Genomic DNA, 18,953 nt, shown 5'->3' with positions numbered 1-18,953 from the left:
GCACAACCGGACGAACGCTTCGACGCGGGCCGTGGTTCCGCGTACGACGTGCCGGGCTCAGGCCTCGAGCGTGCGGTCGAAGAGTTCTCGGACCCCGTCGGGCAGGGCCGGCTCGGGGATGGTCACCTCGAGCGGAGGCACGTCACAGCGCACGGCGTAGCGGAAGGCGTCCGGGATCATCCGGCCCTGCGCGAGCGACCTGAGCGTGGGACTGGCGAGCAGCGTGCGCCAAGCCGTGGCGTCGTCGTCGGGGAGCTCGTCGAGCAGGACGGTCCGCTCGCGCACCTGGCCAGCGAAACCACCAGTGCGGCGCACCTGCACCTCGCGCGGTCCCTCGCCGTCGGGCGCCGGCGCGGGCGTGCCGTCCGACGAGTCGTCCTCCGTCGAGTCCTCACCCGTCGAGTCGTCACCCGTCGAGTCGGTGCCGGTCGAGCCGGCGCCGGACGCGTCACCGGACGCAGGGGTCTGGTCGCCGGTGACCCCGACCTCGCGCCACGCGTCGCGGACCGCCTGGGCCTCGGCCGAGTCCTCTCCGTACGCCTCGACGGCGGCCACCTCGGTGAGCCCGGCGAAGGTGACGAAGTCGCAGTCCGCCTTGATGTCACCGGTGACCGCGGCATACCAGATCGCGCCGGCCCGCTCCCAGGCGTTGCCGCCGAGCGTGGTCGCGACGAGGTGGAAGGCGCGGTTCGGGATGCCCGAGTTGATGTGCACCCCACCGTTGTCGTCGTCGGTGACGACGAAGTCGCGCATGTGCCCGGGCTGCGGGTCCTTGCCCAGGCGCGGGTCGTCGTAGGCCGTGCCCGGCTCCTTCATCGAGCGCAGCGCGACACCCTTGACGTCGGGTCCGAGCAGCTCGGCGCCGATGAGCCAGTCCGACTCCTCGGCGCTCTGCCCGAGCGCCCGCTGCTTGACGAGGATCCCGAAGACGTCGGAGACGTGCTCGTTGAGCGCGCCGGGCTGGTCCTGGTAGACGAGACCGGAGGTGTACTGGGTGACGCCGTGCGCGAGCTCGTGCCCGATGACGTCGAGGCTGCGCGTGAAGCCGAGCAGCACCTCTCCGTCACCGTCGCCGAAGACCATCTGGCTGCCGTCCCAGAAGGCGTTGTCGTAGTTGGTGCCATAGTGGACGGTCGCGACGAGGCCGAGCCCTTTGTCGTCGAGGCTGTTGCGCCCGTATGCCGCGTTCCACAGCTCCCAGGTCGCGCCCAGCCCGTCGTAGGCCTCGTTGACCGCGGTGTCGTCGGTGGCCGGCTCGCCCTCGCCCCGCACCTTGGTGCCCGGGAGGGTCGTGGAGTTCTCGGCGTCGTGGACGACGCGGTTCGGCGACTCGGTCGTGGCGCGGTTGGCGCGACGGCTCACCCGCGGCTCAGGGCGCAGGGCCCGCTCACGGGCGCGCTCCTCGTAGCGGAGCTGGTCGAGACGCAGCGTCTCGCGAGCCCGCTCCTCGAGGTGCGGCTCACCCGACGTGGCGAGGGCCTCGAGCAGGTAGGGCGGCACGATCCCGCACCGCACGACCGCTCGACTCGTCGTCGTGGGCTGCGGGTGGGGCTCGTGCGTCGTCATGACCCCATCCTGTGCCAGCCCTCCGACACCCGCACTCCGAGCGCGCCCGGGGATGAGGCGGCGGCACCCCGTGGTCATCCTCGGGCGGCAGGTGGGCGATCCTCGGGGCCGGTCACGCGGTGGTCCTCGGCGCACGCTGTGCACTGCTGCACCGGACCGCAGCAACGCACACTGCTGGACCCGCTCGCGTGTGCACTGCTGCACCGGACCGCAGCAACGCACACTGCTGGACCCGCTCGACTGTGCACTGCTGCACCGGACCGCAGCAACGCACACTGCTGGACCCGCTCGACTGTGCACTGCTGCACCTGAGCGCAGCAATGCACAGCGCCGACCTGACGGGTACCGCCCGGCGGACCTGACTGCGGACGCACCCACGGCGTCGCCGGCTACGACGCGGTCATCACCGAGGCCAGCGCCACCACGAGCAGCGCCACCGCCTGCGCCGGGTGCGCGACGCGCTCGGCCGGGTTCGGCCCGCGCAGCCGCTCGCTCCACAGCACCGCCGCGACACCGGCCATGAGCACCGGCGAGTGCGACAGCAGCATCGCCGCCATCGCCGGACCGCACGTCGCGACGCACCTCAGCCCGAGAACCCCGCCGTTGCGCAACGCGTCGATCGTCGCCCGGCGTCCACGCAGCGCGCCGGGCTGGACGGCCCCGCACCGGCTCATGATCCGGCGCCGAGGCGGTGCGACGTGCCACGCCGCAGCGAGCACGAGCACAGCCGCGACGACCCCGGCCGACGCCGGCTGCGGCGCCGCTATCCTCACGAGAACCGTTGCCGCGAGCCCCAACCCGAGCCACGGCAGCAGGTAGCCCACCACGACCTCGGCGACCGTCCGCCCACGGCGAGCCCACAGACCACCGGCGGCCACACGGCATACGACGGGGTTGACCATCGGCAGCATCATCGCGGTGACCATGAGCGCCCACACGCCCCAGTCGCGCACGAGAGAACCCTGCTCGTGGTGACCCGCGTGCCCGGCCCCGCCGACGGAGAGCCCGAGCAGGACCGCCCCGGCCACGACCGCCACCGCGGCGAGCCAGAGCGGCGGCCGCCGGTCAGGTCGCGTGAGCCGAGACCAGCCGGCGACCGGACGCGACAACGGGAGCGCCGTCATCGCGCATCACGCGCTGAGGACGACGACCCGGGCGGCACGCAGGTCCGGCGCACGCGCCTCACCGGTCGCGGCCTGGGCGAGGGCATCGGTGTCCGACGGCGTCGGCAGCACCGGCTCGAACGACACCGTGACCTGAGCCGGGTCCCAGCGGCCGCGGTCCGCGAGCGCGTCACGCACGGGGGTGATCTCGAAGACCTTGGTGAGCCCCGAGCCGCCGTGCACCGAGTCGCCCCGCGAGGCCTCCGCCAGCCCGAACGTCGCGAGCCGCCCGGCGAGCAGCTCCGGGTGGTCGGCGCCCGCGTCTCCCGCTGGGAGGTTGAGGTAGACCTCGTATGCCGGCGCCGCTGCGGTCCCGGTGATGCCCTCGATCCTGAGGTAGACCCGGGTCGGTCCGGTGACCCCGGCATCGCCCAGGCCGAGGTCCGACGGCTCGCTCAGCTCGACGATCGCCGGTGACGCCGCTGCCAGCGACACGTCCTGCGTCGCCCCGACGACCTGCGGCGTGGCCCGGAGTGGAGGAGGCGGCTCCTCGGCCCCACCCATCTCGATGCCCCCACCCTCGGGTGCGGGTGGCGCCGGAGGCGCAGGCACCGGGGGCGGCGCCGGGAAGGTGCTCGGCACGGACAGGTCCTCGTAGGTGTAGCCCAGCGCCTCGGGGTCGAGCACGTCCCCGACGCGGTAGGTGCGCGTGCCACCCGCGGGGTCCGGGAAGCGGAACTTCGTCCTGAACCACGCCGGGTCGCCGTCGGGCGGGTTGCGGTGCGACGGGTCGGCGTCGAGCCAGACCTGCCAGAGTCGGTCGAGGTTGGCGTGGTGAAGCCAGAAGAGCGGGTCGAGCCCGGCGGTGAAGAACGAGCCCATCCAGCCCTCGCGCACGGTGTTGCCCGCGGCGTCGAAGTCGTTGCCGACGACGACGTGCACGAAGCCGTGGGGCGTGTCCTCGACGGCGCCCATCTCCTCGCCGAAGAAGCTCGGCTGCGAGCGCTCGCCACCCCCGAACGACGCGACGCCCGTGTCGGTGCTGAAGAGCTCGACCTGCAGCGCCTGGGTCACCGAGTCGGAGACGTCGGGCAGGGGGTCGCCGCCGTTGGCAAGGACGGAGCGGTTCTCCGTGAAGAGGTGGTTGTCGGCGCGGGCCTCGCGGAAGGCCGGGGGCAGGACCGACGTCGCCGGTCGGTCGGGGTCGAGCGCGTACCAGTAGGGCAGCGACCACTGGTCGTCACCGAGGTGGTGCTGGACGACGGCCTCGAAGGCGGCGAGGTACATCCGGTGCCACGGCAGGAAGAACCAGCTGCCGTGCTGGCACCGGCTCCACAGCGCGTGGCTGCGGTCGGCACTGCCGGTCCGGGTCGCGCGCCCGTGCATCGCCGCCTGGAACTGCCACGACAGCGGGTCGGTGGGCTTGCCCGTGCTCGGGTCGAGCGAGCGCATCACCTCGACCGCCCTCGCGTAGGCGAGCAGCACCTCCGGCCAGTCGCCCTCGCCCTGCGTCCGGTTCCAGACGTCCATCCGGGTCCGTGTCATGACTCCTCCTTCGTGGGGCCTACACCTCGATCTCGAGGAACGGCTCGTCGTCCGCGAGGACGCGGACCGTGACCTGCTCCGTATGCCGTGACTCCAGCCGTCGTGCCTCCTTGAGCGCCGCGCGCATCGCCTTGCGGCGCTGGGGGATCGTGCGTTCCTCCGAGCAGTTGAACCACACCGTGAACGGCCGCTCGGGGTCCGCCTCGATGCGGGTCTCGAGCAGGGTGCGCACGACGGAGGGGTTGGGGTTGCCGTGGGCGCCGTCGGCGCAGAAGACGTACTGGTCGGCGAGCACCCGGCTGGCGAAGCCCCGGCTGAGGTTGTGCTCGGACCCGTGGTGCTGGACCTTGACGACGTCGCACCAGAACGGGTCGCCGTCGGTGAGGTGTCCCGACGCGGTGAGGCCCTCGAGGATCTCCTCCTCGGCCGCGTCCCCGGTGAGCAGCAGCGTGCGGCCGTCCTCCTCGACGAGCAGGGTGATGGAGGCGCGGTTGGGGGTGGTGACGTTCGTCGGGCGCGTCTTCTCGATGATCGCCGGGAGGGCCCGCGGGTCGGCCGCCTCGTCGGCGTGCGCGGAGGACGCGATGGCCTCGGCGGCCCGGGCGACGTCCCGGACGAGGTCGTGGGCCTGCGGCGGAGACATGGGCAGCGTGCTCCCCGCCACCTCGTGCCCGGTCTCGGAGCCGGTGCCCGACCCCCTCCTGCCGCCGCCGCCCCGGGCCGCGGCGTTCCTCACCGCGGCCGGCTGGCGCTCGATCCACGCCCGCCACTCCTCGCGGAGCTTCTTGAGGTGGTGTTCCCCGGGGCCGATGACCCGCAGGGTCGCCGAGCCCACCTGCTCCTCGTGCACCGGGCTGCGCAGGAGGACCAGGCCCGAGTCGAAGGCGGCGTTGCGGACGACGGGTGTCTCGTCGTCGACGAGGCGGAGCAGCGTGACGCCGTCGGTGATGCTCTCGGCCAGTCCGGCGACGGACTCGAGTGCCAGCTGACCGGCGCCGGTCAGCTCCTCGACCTCTGACGTCGCGAGGGAGAGGGCTTCGGAGGCCTGGGCGGCGAGCGCGCTGATCGGCCCCTCGAGGTCGCCGAGCTGGGCCCGCCACGAGTTGTGCCACAGGCCTCGGATCGTCGGGGGTCGCGGCGTCGCCGGCTCGGGGAAGGTCGGGTTCTGCCCCTCGCCGACCTGGTAGTCGTGGACCTCCCAGGCGGCCACCTCCTTGAGCAGGGAGATGACCCCCGAGATGTGGTCGGCGTCGATGTGGCTCACGACGAGCAGGTCGATCGGCTCGTCTGCAGCGGCGAGCTCGGAGAGGTGGGGCCGCGCGTTCTCCCGGAACGCTGCCGTGCGGCCCCCGTCGACGAGCACGTGGCGCCCGTCGCCGGTGGTGAGCAGCAGGCAGTCACCGTCACCGGCGAAGAAGACCTTGAGCCGCATCACTTGGCCGCCTTGCGTCGCTCGTCCTTGAGCATCTCGTGGTGCATGTCCGCGAACTCCCGGGTCCGGTTGAGGCACGCCTCGGCGTCGATGACCCCGAAGCCGGTGTCGTTGCGCCAGCCGAAGGTCTGCCCGGGCAGGGGTGCCGACGTCGAGCGCATGATGCCCTGGATCTGCGCCGAGGTGAGCCACGGCGAGACGCCGAGCATGAGGGCGGCGACGCCGCAGACGTAGGGCGAGGCCATGCTCGTCCCGGTCATCTCGATCCACGGGAACCGGGCGTCGAAGCCGCGAGCCGCGACGACCTTCGTCCCGTCAGCGGCGATGTCGGGCTTGGACCGGCCGTCACGGGTCGGGCCCCGGCTCGACGTGACGTGGGCGGCGCTGAGGCCGAGGTCGGCGTTGGCCACCGACAGGATCCGGTCCGCGCAGGCGAGGGAGCTGATCATCCGGTCGTCGGTGTAGGAGGCAGGCCCGAAGTACGACGGGTAGCGCCACTGCTTGCCCGTGCCCGGGAGGCGGACCGGGTCGTCGCGCTCGATCCACGCGTCGAACCTCCCGTCCCGAACGACCACCCCCGTGAGCCGCACCCGCCACTCACCCGAGGCGATCGGACCGAGCGAGCGCGAGCCGTCGGCCGCCACCTCGCCGAAGAACGGCGAGAGCAGGACCGAGATCCGGTTGAGCCCGTTCGCCGGGTGGTAGGCCTCGTTGTAGACGCTGAGCACCGTGCCGTTCTCGAGGATCTGGTTGCGGATCTTCGACCCCTGGGAGACCCGGGGCAGCCAGCGCAGTCCCGGCGGCTTCACCTCGACGTCGAACCGGTCCTGCGGGCCGTACCAGATCTCCAGCTCGTTCTCGGAGACGTCGAGGATGTCCTCGCCGCCGACCACCCACTCGAGCTCGTGGCGCAGGCTGGTCGCGGGCAGGGTCCCGCCGGCGTGGATGCGGCCCTTGACGTAGTCGCGGTCCTCGGCCCAGCGGGGCTCGACCTGGCCGGCGTTGCCCGCAGCGACCGACACGCACCGGCCGCGGGTGGCGAGGGCGTTGTCGATCCAGCGGGCCATCGAGCTCGAGGTGTCGTGCGCGTGGCCGTTCGTGCCAAGGCTGATGTTGATCGAGACCGGCATCGGGGCCTTGTCCTCGCGCCGCTGCGCACCGAGCCGGGCGGCGAGGTCCATGAGGTAGTCGACCGCGTCGGCGATTCGGGTGGAGTCGTAGAAGCTCGACGCCGCGTCCTTGTCCTCGGGCCTCAGGGCGACGAGCACGCCTGCGATGAGGGCCTTGCGCGCCACGCCGCGGTTGCCGGCCGCGATCGAGGCCACGTGCGTCCCGTGCGAGGCGACCGCCATCTGCGACTGCGGCTCGAGCGCGGTCGCCGCCATGTGGCGCTTCGCGGACGCCTTGAGCGCGGCGTTCATGTGGTCGGCGAGGATCTCCGACCCGTAGCCCATCGCCTCGCGGTCGTCCTGCCGTTCAGAGTGCGGGGGAGGGCGGGTCGTGCCGCCCTGGTCCCAGATCGCGACCCACCGGGTCGTGTCGCCGTCGAGGAAGTCGGGATGGGCGAAGTCGAAGCCGCCGACGTCGATGACCCCGACGAGCACCTCCTGGCCGTCCTTGTGCCGCCGCCGCTCGGAGGCGACCCGGCGAGCGGTGCGCTCCGGTGCCGCAGTGCGGGCCCCCACCGCCGGCTCCGGTCCGCGCAGCGACTGCCCCGGCTCGACGTAGGAGACGCCCGGGATCTCCAACAGCCTGGCGACCTGCCCGGCGGGCGCCTCGACGGAGGCCATGTCGAGCTTCCACCGGACCCGGGTCGCGCACTTCTGCACCGCATCGACGGCCGCGGCATGCGCGTCCGGGTCGAGGTCACGGTCGATCTGAACGAAGAGCGAGAAGCCCACCTGGGTCGGGGTGACGTCCTCCTCCAGCCGTGCTGCGAGCCGAGCCACCTTGGCGACGGGCAGGATGCTGATGGACCGGGTGACCTCGGGGTCGGGCTCGGCGCCGAGCACCGTCGTGCCCGTGGGACCCACGGCACCCGCGGCACCCACGGCCCCCACGGCACCGGCGTCGACGGAGGCGGCGAGGCCGTCCGGCGCCTCCGCCCCGCTCGGTGCGGGCCACGCGGCCTCCTCGGCTTGCGCTCCCACCTCGGCTCCCTGCTCCCCACCCGGGGACGCCGCGGTGTCCGTCGGGACCAGCGGAGCAGGCGCGGCCACGGCCACCGACGCGCACTGCTCGGCCCGACCGGCGTTGACCTCGTCGGAGCCACCGAGGAACACGTCGAGCTTCGGGGACAGGCGGGGATTGAGTGCCCTGACCTCGGCAGGCTTCATCGTGACCCCTTAGCGCCCGACCCCCGTGGTGGTTGGTGTGTTGCGCCGTCGTCCTCCCGGCGCATTCCGCTGACAGACCCGCTCCTCTCCCACGATGATGGACCTCAGCTCGGTACGGAGAAGGGCGAACCGATGAAAAACATCGTCATCTGCTTCGACGGCACGGGGAACCAGGTCCAGGCCCGCGACAACACCAGCGTGGTGCGGATGTTCTCGCTGCTCGACCTCTCCGATGCCAGCCGTCAGGTCGGCTACTACGACCCCGGCGTCGGCACCATGGGTTCGTCACGCTCGTGGACCCCGTGGGGCCAGCGGACGACCAAGGTCCTCGGGCTCGGCTTCGGCCTGGGTCTGCGCGAGAACCTCGGCGAGGCCTACGAGTTCCTCATGCGCCACCACGAGGAGGGCGACCGGATCTACGTCTTCGGCTTCAGCCGCGGCGCCTACACCGCGCGGGCCCTGTGCGGGATGCTGCTCAAGCTCGGCCTGCTGCGCAACGGTGCCCAGAACCTCGTCCCGTATGCCGTGAACCTGTTCACCTCGCGCGACCCGGACTGGGCGCGGCTCGGCCAGTTCGGCAGCGCGATGTCACGCAAGGACGCCGAGGGCCGGATGGGCCTGCGCGTGCACTACCTCGGCATCTGGGACACCGTGAAGGCCGCCGGCATGCTGCGTGGCGGGCTCAAGTGGCCCGACACCCGCAAGCTGCCCAACGTCCACCGGATCCGGCACGCGGTCTCGATCGACGAGAAGCGACGCCCCTTCGAGGCCTACCTCGTCCCTCCCACCGATCTGCAGTCCGAGAAGGCCCCCGCTCGCGAGCTCTCCGAGGTGTGGTTCGCCGGCGTCCACTCCGACGTCGGGGGCACCTTCGAGGACCACCAGCTCTCGGACATCGTGCTCAAGTGGATGGTCGAGGACGCGGTCGCGTGGGACCTGCTGACGCAGGAGAAGCCGTATGCCGCGGCGCTGGCCGTCGACCGTGAGTTCGCCCATGGGCGCATCCACGAGATGGGCCGGGCCTGGGCCCTGCTCGGCTACCGCCGCCGGACCGTTCCCGAGGGAGCCCTGGTCCACGCCAGTGTTCAGGACCGCGTGACGCGCGACCCGGCATACGCCTCCCGGCTGCCGGCACGACACGAGTGGGACGACCCGCAGTGGTACTCGGGTCCGAACGCAGGCGATGCGCCACCAACGTCCTGAGGTGACCAGCCCCGCGTGGTCATTGCGGATCATTGTCCACTCCCCCCAACGGGCCTAGCCTGCCCAGTGGGTGGCGTCGGCCGCAGATGCTGGACACGAGGACTCCTCGGACGGCCGCCCCCGACGTGGCCACCCACTTCGCCTAGTGCAAGGGGTACGGGCATGTCAGAGACACCGCGGCGCAGTGCCAAGAAGAGTGCCGCCAGGAAGAGCACCACCAAGAAGTCCACGTCGCGCTCCGGCGCATCGTCCGGGTCATCCGGATCCACCGAGAACCCCGAGCTCATGAGCTCTCCGGAGGTCGGGACCGCGATCATCTCGGGCCTGACGTTCGGGCCCAAGGCGGTCCAGTACGCCGTCGTCGACGGACGGGCGATGTTCGAGGGCGACATCGACCTCGGCAGCGTCGAGGAGGTCGAGGCGGCCACCGCCGCCATGCGGGGCGAGGGCGGCCTCGAGCAGGGCGTCATCCTGCCCGGCAGCCAGTTCCGCTGGCCCGGTGGGCAGGTGCCCTACGAGATCGACCCGGCGATGCCGGACCAGCAGCGGGTCCACGACGCGATCGCCCACTGGGAGCAGCACACCGTCATCCGCTTCATCGTGCGGACCGCGGCCAACGCGGCGAGCTTCCCCAACTTCGTCCGGTTCATCCACGGGACCGGTTGCTCCTCGCAGGTGGGCATGCGCGGCACGGGGCGGCAGGACATCTCGATGGGCACCGGCTGCGACGCCGGCCGCGGCATCCACGAGATCGGGCACGCCGTGGGCCTCTGGCACGAGCAGAGCCGCGAGGACCGCGACCAGTTCGTCACGATCCACTGGCAGAACATCCAGGCCGGCCGGGAGCACAACTTCAACCAGCACATCGTGGACGGCGACGACGTCGGGGCCTACGACTACGGCTCGATCATGCACTACGAGCGGACGGCGTTCTCGAGCAACGGTCAGGACACGATTACCCCGACGAGTCCTGCCACCGCCCAGATCGGGCAGCGGACGGCGCTGAGCCAGGGCGACCTCGACGCGGTGGCGGCGATGTACGGCTCGCCCGGTCCGACGGTCAAGAAGAACCTCGACGACGGTGGGGGGCTCCAGACGTTCAAGAAGATCAGGGACGACGGGATGGGTGGGGGCAAGACCCCGTTCACCGACCCGCCCCGGATCAAGAAGCTGCGCGACGACGTTACGCCGAAGCCGCCTTGGCGCGACCCTCTCCCCATCAAGAAGCTGCGGGACGACGTGTCCGGGCCCAGGTTCAAGAAGGTCGCGGACGACGTGCGCGTGCCCTTCCCGTTCCCGCGCCTGCCGGGCCCTCTGGGTGGCGGCCTGTCACCGTTCCTGCTCTCGACCGGGCACCACGCCGACGTCGGGGCGGCCGGTGCTGGGGCCGGCGGCTTCGATGCGGCGGATGCCGAGCTCGCGGAGGCACTGGACGCGGCCGGCGCGGCCGTCGACGAGGCCCGTCGCAACGTCGTCGCCCTCCAGACCGCGCTCACCTCGGCCACGTCCGAGCTGGCCCGGGCCCAGGAGGGCTACGACGCCGTGGTCGCGGCCATGCAGTCACTCGGCTGACACCGTGATCCTGCTCGTCTCCCACGACGAGGACGACCACCTCGCCCCGATGCTCGCCGAGCTGGCCCGCATCGGGAGCGAGTCGGTCGTCGTCGACACCGCCGGGCTGCCGGCGTCGATCGCGGTCGCCGCGGAGCACGGTCCCGGCGGCGACCGGCGGCGCCTGCGACTGATCGACGGCACGTGGCTCGACCTCGACCGCGTGGGGTCGGGCTGGTGGCGCCGACCACTCCCGCCGGCCCCTGACCCCCGGATCGAGGACCCGGCGCAGGCGTCGTGGGCGGCCAACGAGACCTACGAGGCCATGACCGGCTTCTGGGACGCGCTGCCGGTCGCCTGGGTCAGCCCACCCAAGGCCATCGAGACGTCGATGATGAAGACGTGGCAGCTCCCGGCTGCCCGCTCGGTCGGCCTCGAGATCCCCAGGACCCTCGTGACGAGCGACCCGGGCGAGGCGAGGGCGTTCGTGGACCGGATCGGCCAGGGCCAGGTGATCTGCAAGGCGTTCTCGGCCACCCAGGAGCACTGGCGCGAGACCCGGCGCGTGGGACCAGCCGAGTACGAGCTCCTCGACCGCGTCGCCCTCGCTCCGGTGATCTTCCAGGAGCTCGTCCCGGCGGAGGTCGACGTGCGGGTCACCGTCGTCGGCGAGGAGGTCTTCGCCGCCGCCATCCACAGCCAGGAGCTGCCCTACCCGCTCGACTTCCGGATGTTCCTCGACTGGGGAGCCGGTGTGCGGATGACCGCGACGACCCTGCCCGACGAGGTCAACGACGCCCTGCTGCGGCTGCTCAAGGCCGCGGGGCTGCGCTACGGTGCGGTCGACATGCGGCGCACCCCCGACGGCCGCCACGTCTTCCTCGAGGTCAACCCCGCGGGGCAGTGGAGGTTCGTCGAGGAGGTCACCGGCCAGCCGGTGACGGCGGCCATGGCCCGTCTGCTCACCGACCTCGACCCGTTCCAGCCCTGAGCGACGCTCCTCCGAGAACCGTAGCGACCCCGACACGCGAGACCGACTCCGACCCACACCCCGGGAGCCCCGATGACCACCGTGCACGTGCAGATCGAGTGGCCCGAGGGCATCGCCCTCCCGGCCGGCGCGTGCGCCCGGGTCAGCGTCGAGGACGTCTCCGCCCTGGACGCCGCGGCGACGGTCGTGGGGGAGACCGTCCTCGAGGAGCTCGACCCGAGCGGACCGACCCGGGCTGCGGTCGAAGTGGACGATGTCGACCCCGGCGCCGACCTCGTCGTGCGCGTGCACGTGACGCAGCGACCGGGGCAGGGCCGACAGGTCGAGGTCGGGGACCTCATCACGACGCAGTCGCACCCGGTGCTCACCCGCGGCCACGACTCGAGCGTCGTGGTCCGCCCCCGGCTCGTCGGCGGCTGAGTCCCGGGCCCGGTCGCGGGGCAGTGTTGCGGGGCGGCTTCGTGGTTCGGCGCTCGAGCCGGAGCCGGGTCCCTTCGGCGATCGCGACGGATCAGCCGTAGGTGTCGCGCGGCCCCCGGCCGTCCTGGACCCGCCGCGCCCCTCGCGACCACGACGGCGCGCTCGGGCCGACCACCCGGATCTCGCTGACCGTGCCCTCGCCGACCTCACGGGCCAGCGAGGTCATGAGGGTGTTCGACATGAGCCGCAGGTTGGTGGCCCACGCAGTCGAGTCGGCGCGCACGGTGAGGACGGACTCGACGAACTCCACCGGCTGGCAGTGCTGGGCGACCTCGGCTCCGACGATCGAGGGCCATCGCCCGATGACCGAGCCCACCGCGACGTCGACCTTCCACCCGCGCTCGCTCACGAACGCGTCGAGCTCGTCACCCAGTGTTTGCGGGTCACGGCCGCCACGCCGTCCCTCGCCGCCGCCTCCGGGCAGATCCTTGAAGCGGCGCTTCGGCTTGACCCCGGGCCGCAGCCCTCGGGACCGAGCCGCCGCCCGGGCCCGCGCCAGCGCGTCGGCCGGCGCCGACTGCAGGTCCTCGTCGGTTTCACGTGAAACCATCGCGCCCTCGGCGTCGCCCCCGGGCCCCACGCCGCTCGCGCCTGCTGAGTTCCCCTGTCCCGCAGCGGGATCCACGTCGTCACTCACGCGCGATCACCTCACCCAGCGACACGGCATACGTGCGTCCGCGCAGCTCGGCAGGGACGTCGGCCTCGACGGCAGCGGTGATGAGCACCTGCTCGCAGTCGGCCACCATGGCGGCGAGGCGCTCGCGCCGCCCCGAGTCGAGCTCGGCGAAGACGTCGTCGAGGATGAGCACCGGGTCGTCGCCGAGGTCGTGGCGGAGCAGGTGGTATGCCGCGAGTTTGAGTCCCAGCGCGAAGCTCCAGCTCTCGCCGTGGCTGGCGTAGCCCTTGGCGGGCAGCTCGCCCAGGGTGAGCACGACGTCGTCGCGGTGCGGTCCGACGAGGGTGACGCCGCGCTCGATCTCCTGGGCTCGCACCTCGGCGAAGGTCTCGAGCAGCTCGGCGTGCAGCTCCTCGAGCTCGGGCACCTCGCCGGCCGCGATGCGCGCGGCCATCTCCTCGCGCAACGAGGAGCGGTAGGAGACACGGGCATCGGACTGCCCTGCGCTCACCTCGTCGTAGGCCTTACCGAGCAGGGGAGCGAGGTCTCGCAGCAGCCGGAGCCGGGCGTAGAGCAGGGGAGCAGCCACCTGGGCGAGCTGGGTGTTCCACACCTCGAGGGTGTGCAGGGCACTCTCACGCTCGGTCGCGGTGTCGGCGCCCTCGACGGGGCGCCGCTGCTTGCCCCGGCCGCGCAGGACGGGTGCGGCCGACTTGAGCAGGGCGTTGCGCTGCTTGAGGATCCGGTCGTAGTCACCCCGGGCGCCCGCCCACCGCGGCTGGCGGGCGACGAGCAGGTCGTCGAGGAAGCGTCGCCGCTCGGACGGGTCGCCCTTGACGAGCGCGAGGTCCTCGGGCGCGAAGAGTACGGTGCGCACCTGGCCCAGGACGTCGCGCGTGCGGGTCAGCGCCGACTTGTTGAGCCGGGCCCGGTTCGCACGGCCCGGGTTGACCTCGATCTCGACCATCGCCTCGCGGCCGTCGCGCACGACGGCGCCGCGGATGATCGCCTGGCTCGCACCGAAGCGCACCAGCGGGGCGTCACTCGAGACCCGATGGCTCGACAGCGATGCCAGGTAGCCGATCGCCTCGACGAGGTTGGTCTTGCCCTGGCCGTTGAGCCCGACGAACGTCGTGATGCCCGGCTCGAGCGGGAGCTCGGCGCTCGGATAGCTCCGGAAGTCGCCGACGGAGAGGTGCCGAACGAACACCGAACCCGCTCAGGCCTTCGTGGTGGCGCGCTTCCGCGTCGACGCGGTGCCCGACGTCGGGCCACCGGGCGACCCGGTCGAGCCCGACCCGGACGAGGGACCGGCGGCGGCTGCCTCGCGTCCCTTGGAGGCGGCCTTGGCCGCGCTCTGGGTGGGCTTCTCCTTGCGGGCGGCCTTGCTCTGGGCGGCCTTGACGGACTTCGGACCGGCGGCGGCCTCGCGGCGCAGCTTCTCGCCCTCGTCGCTCGTCATGACCTGGTGCCCACCGAACTGTCCCCGGAGCGCGGCGACGGCCTGCATCGTGGGCGAGTTCTCCTGACGGGAGGCGAACCGGGCGAAGAGCGAGGCCGAGATCACCGGCATGGGCACGGCGTTGGCGATGCCCTCCTCGACGGTCCAGCGACCCTCGCCGGAGTCGGCGGTGTAGTCCGAGACGTCCTCGAGGTCGGGGTTGTCCTCGAGCGCCTTGACCATGAGGTCGAGCAGCCAGGAGCGGACGACCGTGCCGCGGCTCCACGCCTTGAACGACCCGGGGACGTCCTTGACGATGTCCTTCTTGGCGAGCAGCTCGTAGCCCTCGGCGTAGGCGTGCATGAGGCCGTACTCGATGCCGTTGTGGACCATCTTGACGTAGTGGCCGGCACCGATGTCGCCGGCGTGGACGAAGCCCTCGTCGCGCGGGCCCTCGGGGCGCAGCGCGTCGAAGATCGGCATCGCCTTCGCCACGTTGGCCTTGGTGCCGCCGACCATGAGGCCGTAACCGTTCTCGAGGCCCCAGATGCCGCCGGAGACGCCGCAGTCGAGGTAGCCGATGCCCTTGGCCTTGAGCAGCTTCTCGTTCTCGATGTCGTCGGTGAAGCGGCTGTTGCCGCCGTCGATGACGAGGTCACCCTTGTCGAGAAGGTCGGCCAGCCTGGCGACGGTCTCACGGGTCGGGTCGCCGTGCGGGACCATGACCCACACGGTGCGCGGCGCCTCGAGCTTCTTGACGAGCGCCGCGAGGGTCCTGACGTCCGACACGTCCGGGTTGCGGTCGTAGCCCACGACCTCGTGGCCGGCGCGGCGGATGCGCTCGCGCATGTTGCCGCCCATCTTGCCCAGGCCGATGAGTCCGAGTTGCATGTGGCTGCCCCTTCAGGTGACGGACGGTGGTGTGCGCGCAGTGCTGGTCAGGCTACGCCGGTCAGCTCGCGAAGCGCACCGGCATGATGACGTAGCGGTAGCTCGTGTCCGCCTCGCCGTCGGCCTCGGCCTGGCCGCTGAGGACGGCCGGCCGGGACGGCTGGGTGAACGAGAGCCGGCTGAAGTCGGTGCCCACGGCGCCGAGTCCGTCGAGCAGGAAGCCGGGGTTGAAGGCGACCTCGATGTCGGGCCCGGTGAGCGTGGCCTCGACGGCCTCGCTGGCCTGGGCGTCCTCGCCGGTGCCGGCCTCGATCGCGACCTGGCCCTCGGTGAACCGCAGGCGCACGGGGGTGTTGCGCTCGGCGACGAGGGCCACGCGCTTGACCGCCTCGACGAGCTCGGCCGTGTTGATGACGGCCTCGGTCTCGGAGGTCGACGGGAAGATCGAGCTGACCTTGGGGTACTCACCGTCGAGCAGGCGGGTGGTCGTGCGGCGCGAGCCGGCCTCGAAGCCGACGAGGCCGTCGCCGCCGGCGGCGGAGCCGAGCGCGACGTCGATCGATCCGCTCGCGCCGAGGGAGCGGGCGGTGTCGGCCAGGGTGCGGGCCGGCACGAGGACGATGTGGCTCGCGGCGCTGTCGGTGGGGTTCCACGTGAGCTCGCGCATGGCGAGGCGGTAGCGGTCGGTCGCGAGGAGGGTCATCTTGTCGCCCTCGATCTCGACCCGCACGCCGGTGAGGATCGGCAGGGTGTCGCCGCGGTCGGCCGCGACCGACACCTGGTTCACGGCCTGGGTGAAGACGTGGCCGTCGATCGACCCGCTCGGCTCGGGCGAGGACGGCAGGGTCGGGTAGTCGTCGGACGGCATCTGGAGCAGGCTGAACCGGCTCGAGCCACACGTCACCTGGACCTTGGAGCCCAGAACTTCGACGTCGACCGGCTTGTTGGGCAGGTTGCGCGAGATGTCCGCGAGCAGGCGGCCGAGCACGAGGACGGTGCCGGAGTCGCTGACCTCGGCGGGCACGCTGAGCCGGGCGGAGACCTCGTAGTCGAAGGCCGACAGCGTCACGGTGCCCTCGTCACTGGCCTCGATGAGGATGCCGGCGAGCACGGGGACGGGAGGACGCGCAGGAAGTCCGCGCGCAACCCAGGTGACCGCCTCGGCCAGGACTTCACGCTCGACGCGGAACTTCACGGCATACCGACCTAACTGTGTGGGTGCAACGGGGTGGAACGACAGGACGACAAGGCAAGGGCGCATCCCGGGACGGCCCGGGCACGCGGGAAAGATGACATTAGTGCACGAACGAGCGCGGGGTCACCCGAGCAGGAATGTTGTCGTTCGGTCTCGGGTCGGGAGGGGTTCCACAGGCAGGTCATCGGGGCAGGACCGGAGATAGATGGATCTCGTCAGGTTTGTAGGAGGTGTGGATTCTGTGGACAACCTGCCATCCGTGCAGGTCAGAGCCTGTTTGTCGTCGGTGGACGAGCCGTGGACCGGGTGTGGAGCGAGCTCGGTCGCCTGTTGACGGCCCGTATGCCGTCCCGCCCGGTCCACCGGTCCGTCACCGTCCGTCCACCCTCGCAGCGCAGTTGTCCACAGCCATCCACAGGCAGTTGGGGATGGAAGGTTTGTCCAACGTGCGGGGATCCGGCGTTGTCCACAGAGTTGTGCACACCCCGTGGACGGGTCGCTGAGCACGTCCGTGCGGCGTCACGAAGATGACGAACCGGTGTCGGTGGACCCACAGCTGTGGACAGCCCTGTGGACAGAGGGCTCCGGTGTGGACGATCGGAGGCCCAGGGGCGTCGGCTGAGGCAGCGCGCAGCCAGGTGCGGTCAGCGCGACTGCTGCTTGATCCGGTTGGTCAGCTCGGTCACCTGGTTGTAGATCGCGCGGCGCTCCGCCATGAGCTGGCGGATCTTCTTGTCGGCGTGCATGACCGTGGTGTGGTCCCGGCCGCCGAACTGCTGGCCGATCTTGGGCAGCGAGAGGTCGGTGAGCTCGCGGCAGAGGTACATCGCGATCTGGCGGGCTGTGACGAGCACGCGCGAGCGGGACTGTCCCTGGAGGTCCTCGAGGGTGAGCCCGAAGTAGGCGGCGGTCTGCGCCATGATCGTCGCGCTCGTGATCTGGCTGGAGCTGTCGTGCGGGATGAGGTCCTTGAGCACGATCTCGGCGAGCGAGATGTCGACCGGCTGGCGGTTGAGGCTGGCGAACGCGGTGACGCGGATGAGGGCGCCCTCGAGCTCACGGATGTTGGTCGTGATGCGGGAGGCGATGAACTCGAGCACGTCGTCGGGCACGCTGAGCCGCTCCTGGGCGGCCTTCTTGCGCAGGATCGCGATGCGGGTCTCGAGGTCGGGCGGCTGTACGTCGGTCATGAGTCCCCACTCGAACCGGCTGCGCATGCGCTCCTCGAAGCCGCTGAGCAGCTTCGGGGGCAGGTCGCTCGTGATGACGACCTGCTTGTTGGCGTTGTGGAGGGTGTTGAACGTGTGGAAGAACTCCTCCTGGGTCTGGACCTTGCCTTGGAGGAACTGGATGTCGTCGATGAGCAGCACGTCGACGTCGCGGTAGCGGCGCTGGAAGTTGGCGGCCTTGTCGTCGCGGATGCTGTTGATGAAGTCGTTGGTGAACTCCTCGGAGTTCACGTAGCGCACCTTGACGTGCGGGAAGAGGTTGCGCGCGTAGTGCCCGATCGCGTGGAGCAGGTGGGTCTTGCCCAGCCCGGACTCCCCGTAGATGAACAGCGGGTTGTAGGCCTTGGCCGGCGTCTCGGCGACCGCGAGGGCGGCCGCGTTGGCGAACCGGTTGCTCGCGCCGATGACGAAGGTGTCGAAGGTGTACTTCGGGTTGAGCCGGGTCAGCTCCACCTGCTCGGGCACCGTGGCGCCGGGACGGGGACGCAGGGCACCGGGTGACCGGGTGTGCGCGGTGGCGCGGTCGGTGCGGGCGGCGTTCTGGTCGTCGTCGTCGTCGACGAGGGCGATGCCGTCGAGCTCGGCGCGGCGCTCGGCCCGGCGGCCGTCGGCGTCCCCGGTGGTGGGGCCGGTGTGGCCGACCGCTGTGTCGGAGTGGGTCGGCGCGCCGTGCGGCAGGCCGTTGGCCACTCCGTTCGAGGTGCCGTGGGGGACGTCCTCGTGGGTGGTGGCCGGCGGTTCCTGCACGGGGACGTCACCCAAGCTCGGGTCGACCGTGACGGCGAGGCGGACCGGGTGACCGAGCTGGCTGCCCAGGGTCTCGGCGACCCGGTCGCGCAACCGGGTCTCGACGATGTCCTTGGTGAAGTCGTTGGGGACGGCGATGAGCACGGTGTCGTCGAGCAGGCCGACGAGCTTGGCCAGCGAGAGGAAGGCGCGCTGCTGCACGGGGATCCCGTCGGAGTCCAGGGCGTCGAGCGTCGTCCGCCAGATCTGGTCCATCCCCACGTCTGGCACCTGACCACTCAGCCTTCCGATGTTGTGCGCGCGTCCCCTGCGTGTGTCCACAGGGTTGTCCACAGACTGTGGGTATGCCGGGTGACGCTAACAAGGGGTGAACCCTGCGGCAACCCGTCGCGCCTTTTCAGCACGGCTCGAGTGTGGGGTGACGGCGTGTCGTGCACGGAACGACGCGTCGTGAGGTGAGACCCTAACCGGTTTGCCTCCAGCCGGATGGTGCGCTTGCGTGAGTTTGACCCGGACGGACGGTCTCCCGTACCGTTGACAGGCCTGTTGTGGCGGTCGTTGACGCCTGCCCACAGCCTATGAGCGAGCACCACCATGACCAGCCCCAGACCATGCGGATCCCGTCCG

14 protein-coding genes are annotated in these 18,953 nt (G+C 71.4%); 4 read left to right on the top strand and 10 right to left on the bottom strand.

Translation table 11 applies throughout. The annotated features are described in order from the left end of the window. Nucleotides 1–57: 57 nt before the first annotated feature. The 5 genes from LL946_RS07295 to LL946_RS07275 form a co-directional block, all read right to left on the bottom strand. The gene (locus LL946_RS07295) at nucleotides 58–1,566 is read right to left on the bottom strand and encodes a protealysin inhibitor emfourin (protein WP_404386278.1); all 1,509 of its coding nucleotides are present in this window, start codon (nucleotides 1,564–1,566) and stop codon (nucleotides 58–60) included. Nucleotides 1,567–1,955: 389 nt separating this feature from the next. Further along, complete coding sequence (locus LL946_RS07290; RefSeq protein ID WP_404386276.1) at nucleotides 1,956–2,690, bottom strand: DUF2182 domain-containing protein; 735 nt, start codon at nucleotides 2,688–2,690, stop codon at nucleotides 1,956–1,958. Nucleotides 2,691–2,696: 6 nt separating this feature from the next. Continuing rightward, nucleotides 2,697–4,214, bottom strand: coding sequence for a tyrosinase family protein (locus tag LL946_RS07285; protein WP_404386274.1), 1,518 nt, complete (start codon nucleotides 4,212–4,214; stop codon nucleotides 2,697–2,699). Nucleotides 4,215–4,233: 19 nt separating this feature from the next. After that, nucleotides 4,234–5,646, bottom strand: a complete 1,413-nt coding sequence (locus LL946_RS07280) for an MBL fold metallo-hydrolase (protein ID WP_404386272.1) — start codon at nucleotides 5,644–5,646, stop codon at nucleotides 4,234–4,236. Then, the gene (locus LL946_RS07275) at nucleotides 5,646–7,982 is read right to left on the bottom strand and encodes a S8 family serine peptidase (protein ID WP_404386270.1); all 2,337 of its coding nucleotides are present in this window, start codon (nucleotides 7,980–7,982) and stop codon (nucleotides 5,646–5,648) included. Before LL946_RS07275 ends, LL946_RS07280 begins: the two co-directional genes overlap by 1 nt. A 132-nt stretch (nucleotides 7,983–8,114) precedes the next feature. Between LL946_RS07275 and LL946_RS07270 the strand changes: the two genes are divergently transcribed. The 4 genes from LL946_RS07270 to LL946_RS07255 all read left to right on the top strand — a co-directional run bounded on the left by LL946_RS07270 (nucleotide 8,115) and on the right by LL946_RS07255 (nucleotide 12,147). Then, nucleotides 8,115–9,185: a T6SS phospholipase effector Tle1-like catalytic domain-containing protein gene (locus LL946_RS07270; protein WP_404386268.1), complete on the top strand. Its 1,071-nt coding sequence runs from the start codon at nucleotides 8,115–8,117 to the stop codon at nucleotides 9,183–9,185. 162 nt (nucleotides 9,186–9,347) lie between these two features. After that, the gene (legP, locus tag LL946_RS07265; protein ID WP_404386266.1) at nucleotides 9,348–10,757 is read left to right on the top strand and encodes a Dot/Icm T4SS effector Zinc-dependent metalloprotease LegP; all 1,410 of its coding nucleotides are present in this window, start codon (nucleotides 9,348–9,350) and stop codon (nucleotides 10,755–10,757) included. A gap of 4 nt (nucleotides 10,758–10,761) precedes the next feature. Continuing rightward, nucleotides 10,762–11,727 carry a hypothetical protein gene (locus LL946_RS07260; RefSeq protein WP_404386264.1) on the top strand — a complete coding sequence of 322 codons (966 nt, stop codon included), beginning with the start codon at nucleotides 10,762–10,764 and terminating at the stop codon, nucleotides 11,725–11,727. 72 nt (nucleotides 11,728–11,799) lie between these two features. Then, nucleotides 11,800–12,147 (top strand): YbaY family lipoprotein, encoded by a 348-nt coding sequence (locus tag LL946_RS07255; protein ID WP_404386262.1) that lies wholly within the window; start codon nucleotides 11,800–11,802, stop codon nucleotides 12,145–12,147. Nucleotides 12,148–12,238: 91 nt separating this feature from the next. Here the strand turns inward: LL946_RS07255 and LL946_RS07250 are convergent, their stop codons facing one another. The 5 genes from LL946_RS07250 to dnaA all read right to left on the bottom strand — a co-directional run bounded on the left by LL946_RS07250 (nucleotide 12,239) and on the right by dnaA (nucleotide 18,581). After that, complete coding sequence (locus LL946_RS07250; RefSeq protein WP_404386260.1) at nucleotides 12,239–12,844, bottom strand: DUF721 domain-containing protein; 606 nt, start codon at nucleotides 12,842–12,844, stop codon at nucleotides 12,239–12,241. Beyond that, the gene (gene recF / locus LL946_RS07245; RefSeq protein ID WP_404386258.1) at nucleotides 12,837–14,033 is read right to left on the bottom strand and encodes a DNA replication/repair protein RecF; all 1,197 of its coding nucleotides are present in this window, start codon (nucleotides 14,031–14,033) and stop codon (nucleotides 12,837–12,839) included. Before recF ends, LL946_RS07250 begins: the two co-directional genes overlap by 8 nt. Before the next feature lie 9 nt (nucleotides 14,034–14,042). Further along, nucleotides 14,043–15,155 carry a phosphogluconate dehydrogenase (NAD(+)-dependent, decarboxylating) gene (gene gnd / locus LL946_RS07240; RefSeq protein ID WP_404386256.1) on the bottom strand — a complete coding sequence of 371 codons (1,113 nt, stop codon included), beginning with the start codon at nucleotides 15,153–15,155 and terminating at the stop codon, nucleotides 14,043–14,045. 61 nt (nucleotides 15,156–15,216) lie between these two features. Beyond that, a complete protein-coding gene (dnaN, locus tag LL946_RS07235) occupies nucleotides 15,217–16,350 on the bottom strand; it encodes a DNA polymerase III subunit beta (RefSeq protein ID WP_404386254.1) in 1,134 nt (377 codons plus the stop codon). A gap of 644 nt (nucleotides 16,351–16,994) precedes the next feature. Beyond that, the gene (gene dnaA, locus LL946_RS07230) at nucleotides 16,995–18,581 is read right to left on the bottom strand and encodes a chromosomal replication initiator protein DnaA (RefSeq protein ID WP_404386823.1); all 1,587 of its coding nucleotides are present in this window, start codon (nucleotides 18,579–18,581) and stop codon (nucleotides 16,995–16,997) included. Between the last annotated feature and the right edge of the window lie 372 nt (nucleotides 18,582–18,953).

Source organism: Knoellia locipacati (assembly GCF_044791685.1).
In the GTDB taxonomy this organism is placed as follows: Bacteria; Actinomycetota; Actinomycetes; order Actinomycetales; family Dermatophilaceae; genus Knoellia; species Knoellia locipacati_A.
Note: the sequence above shows the minus strand (reverse complement) of the source record. Positions and strands in the feature narration are given on the sequence as shown.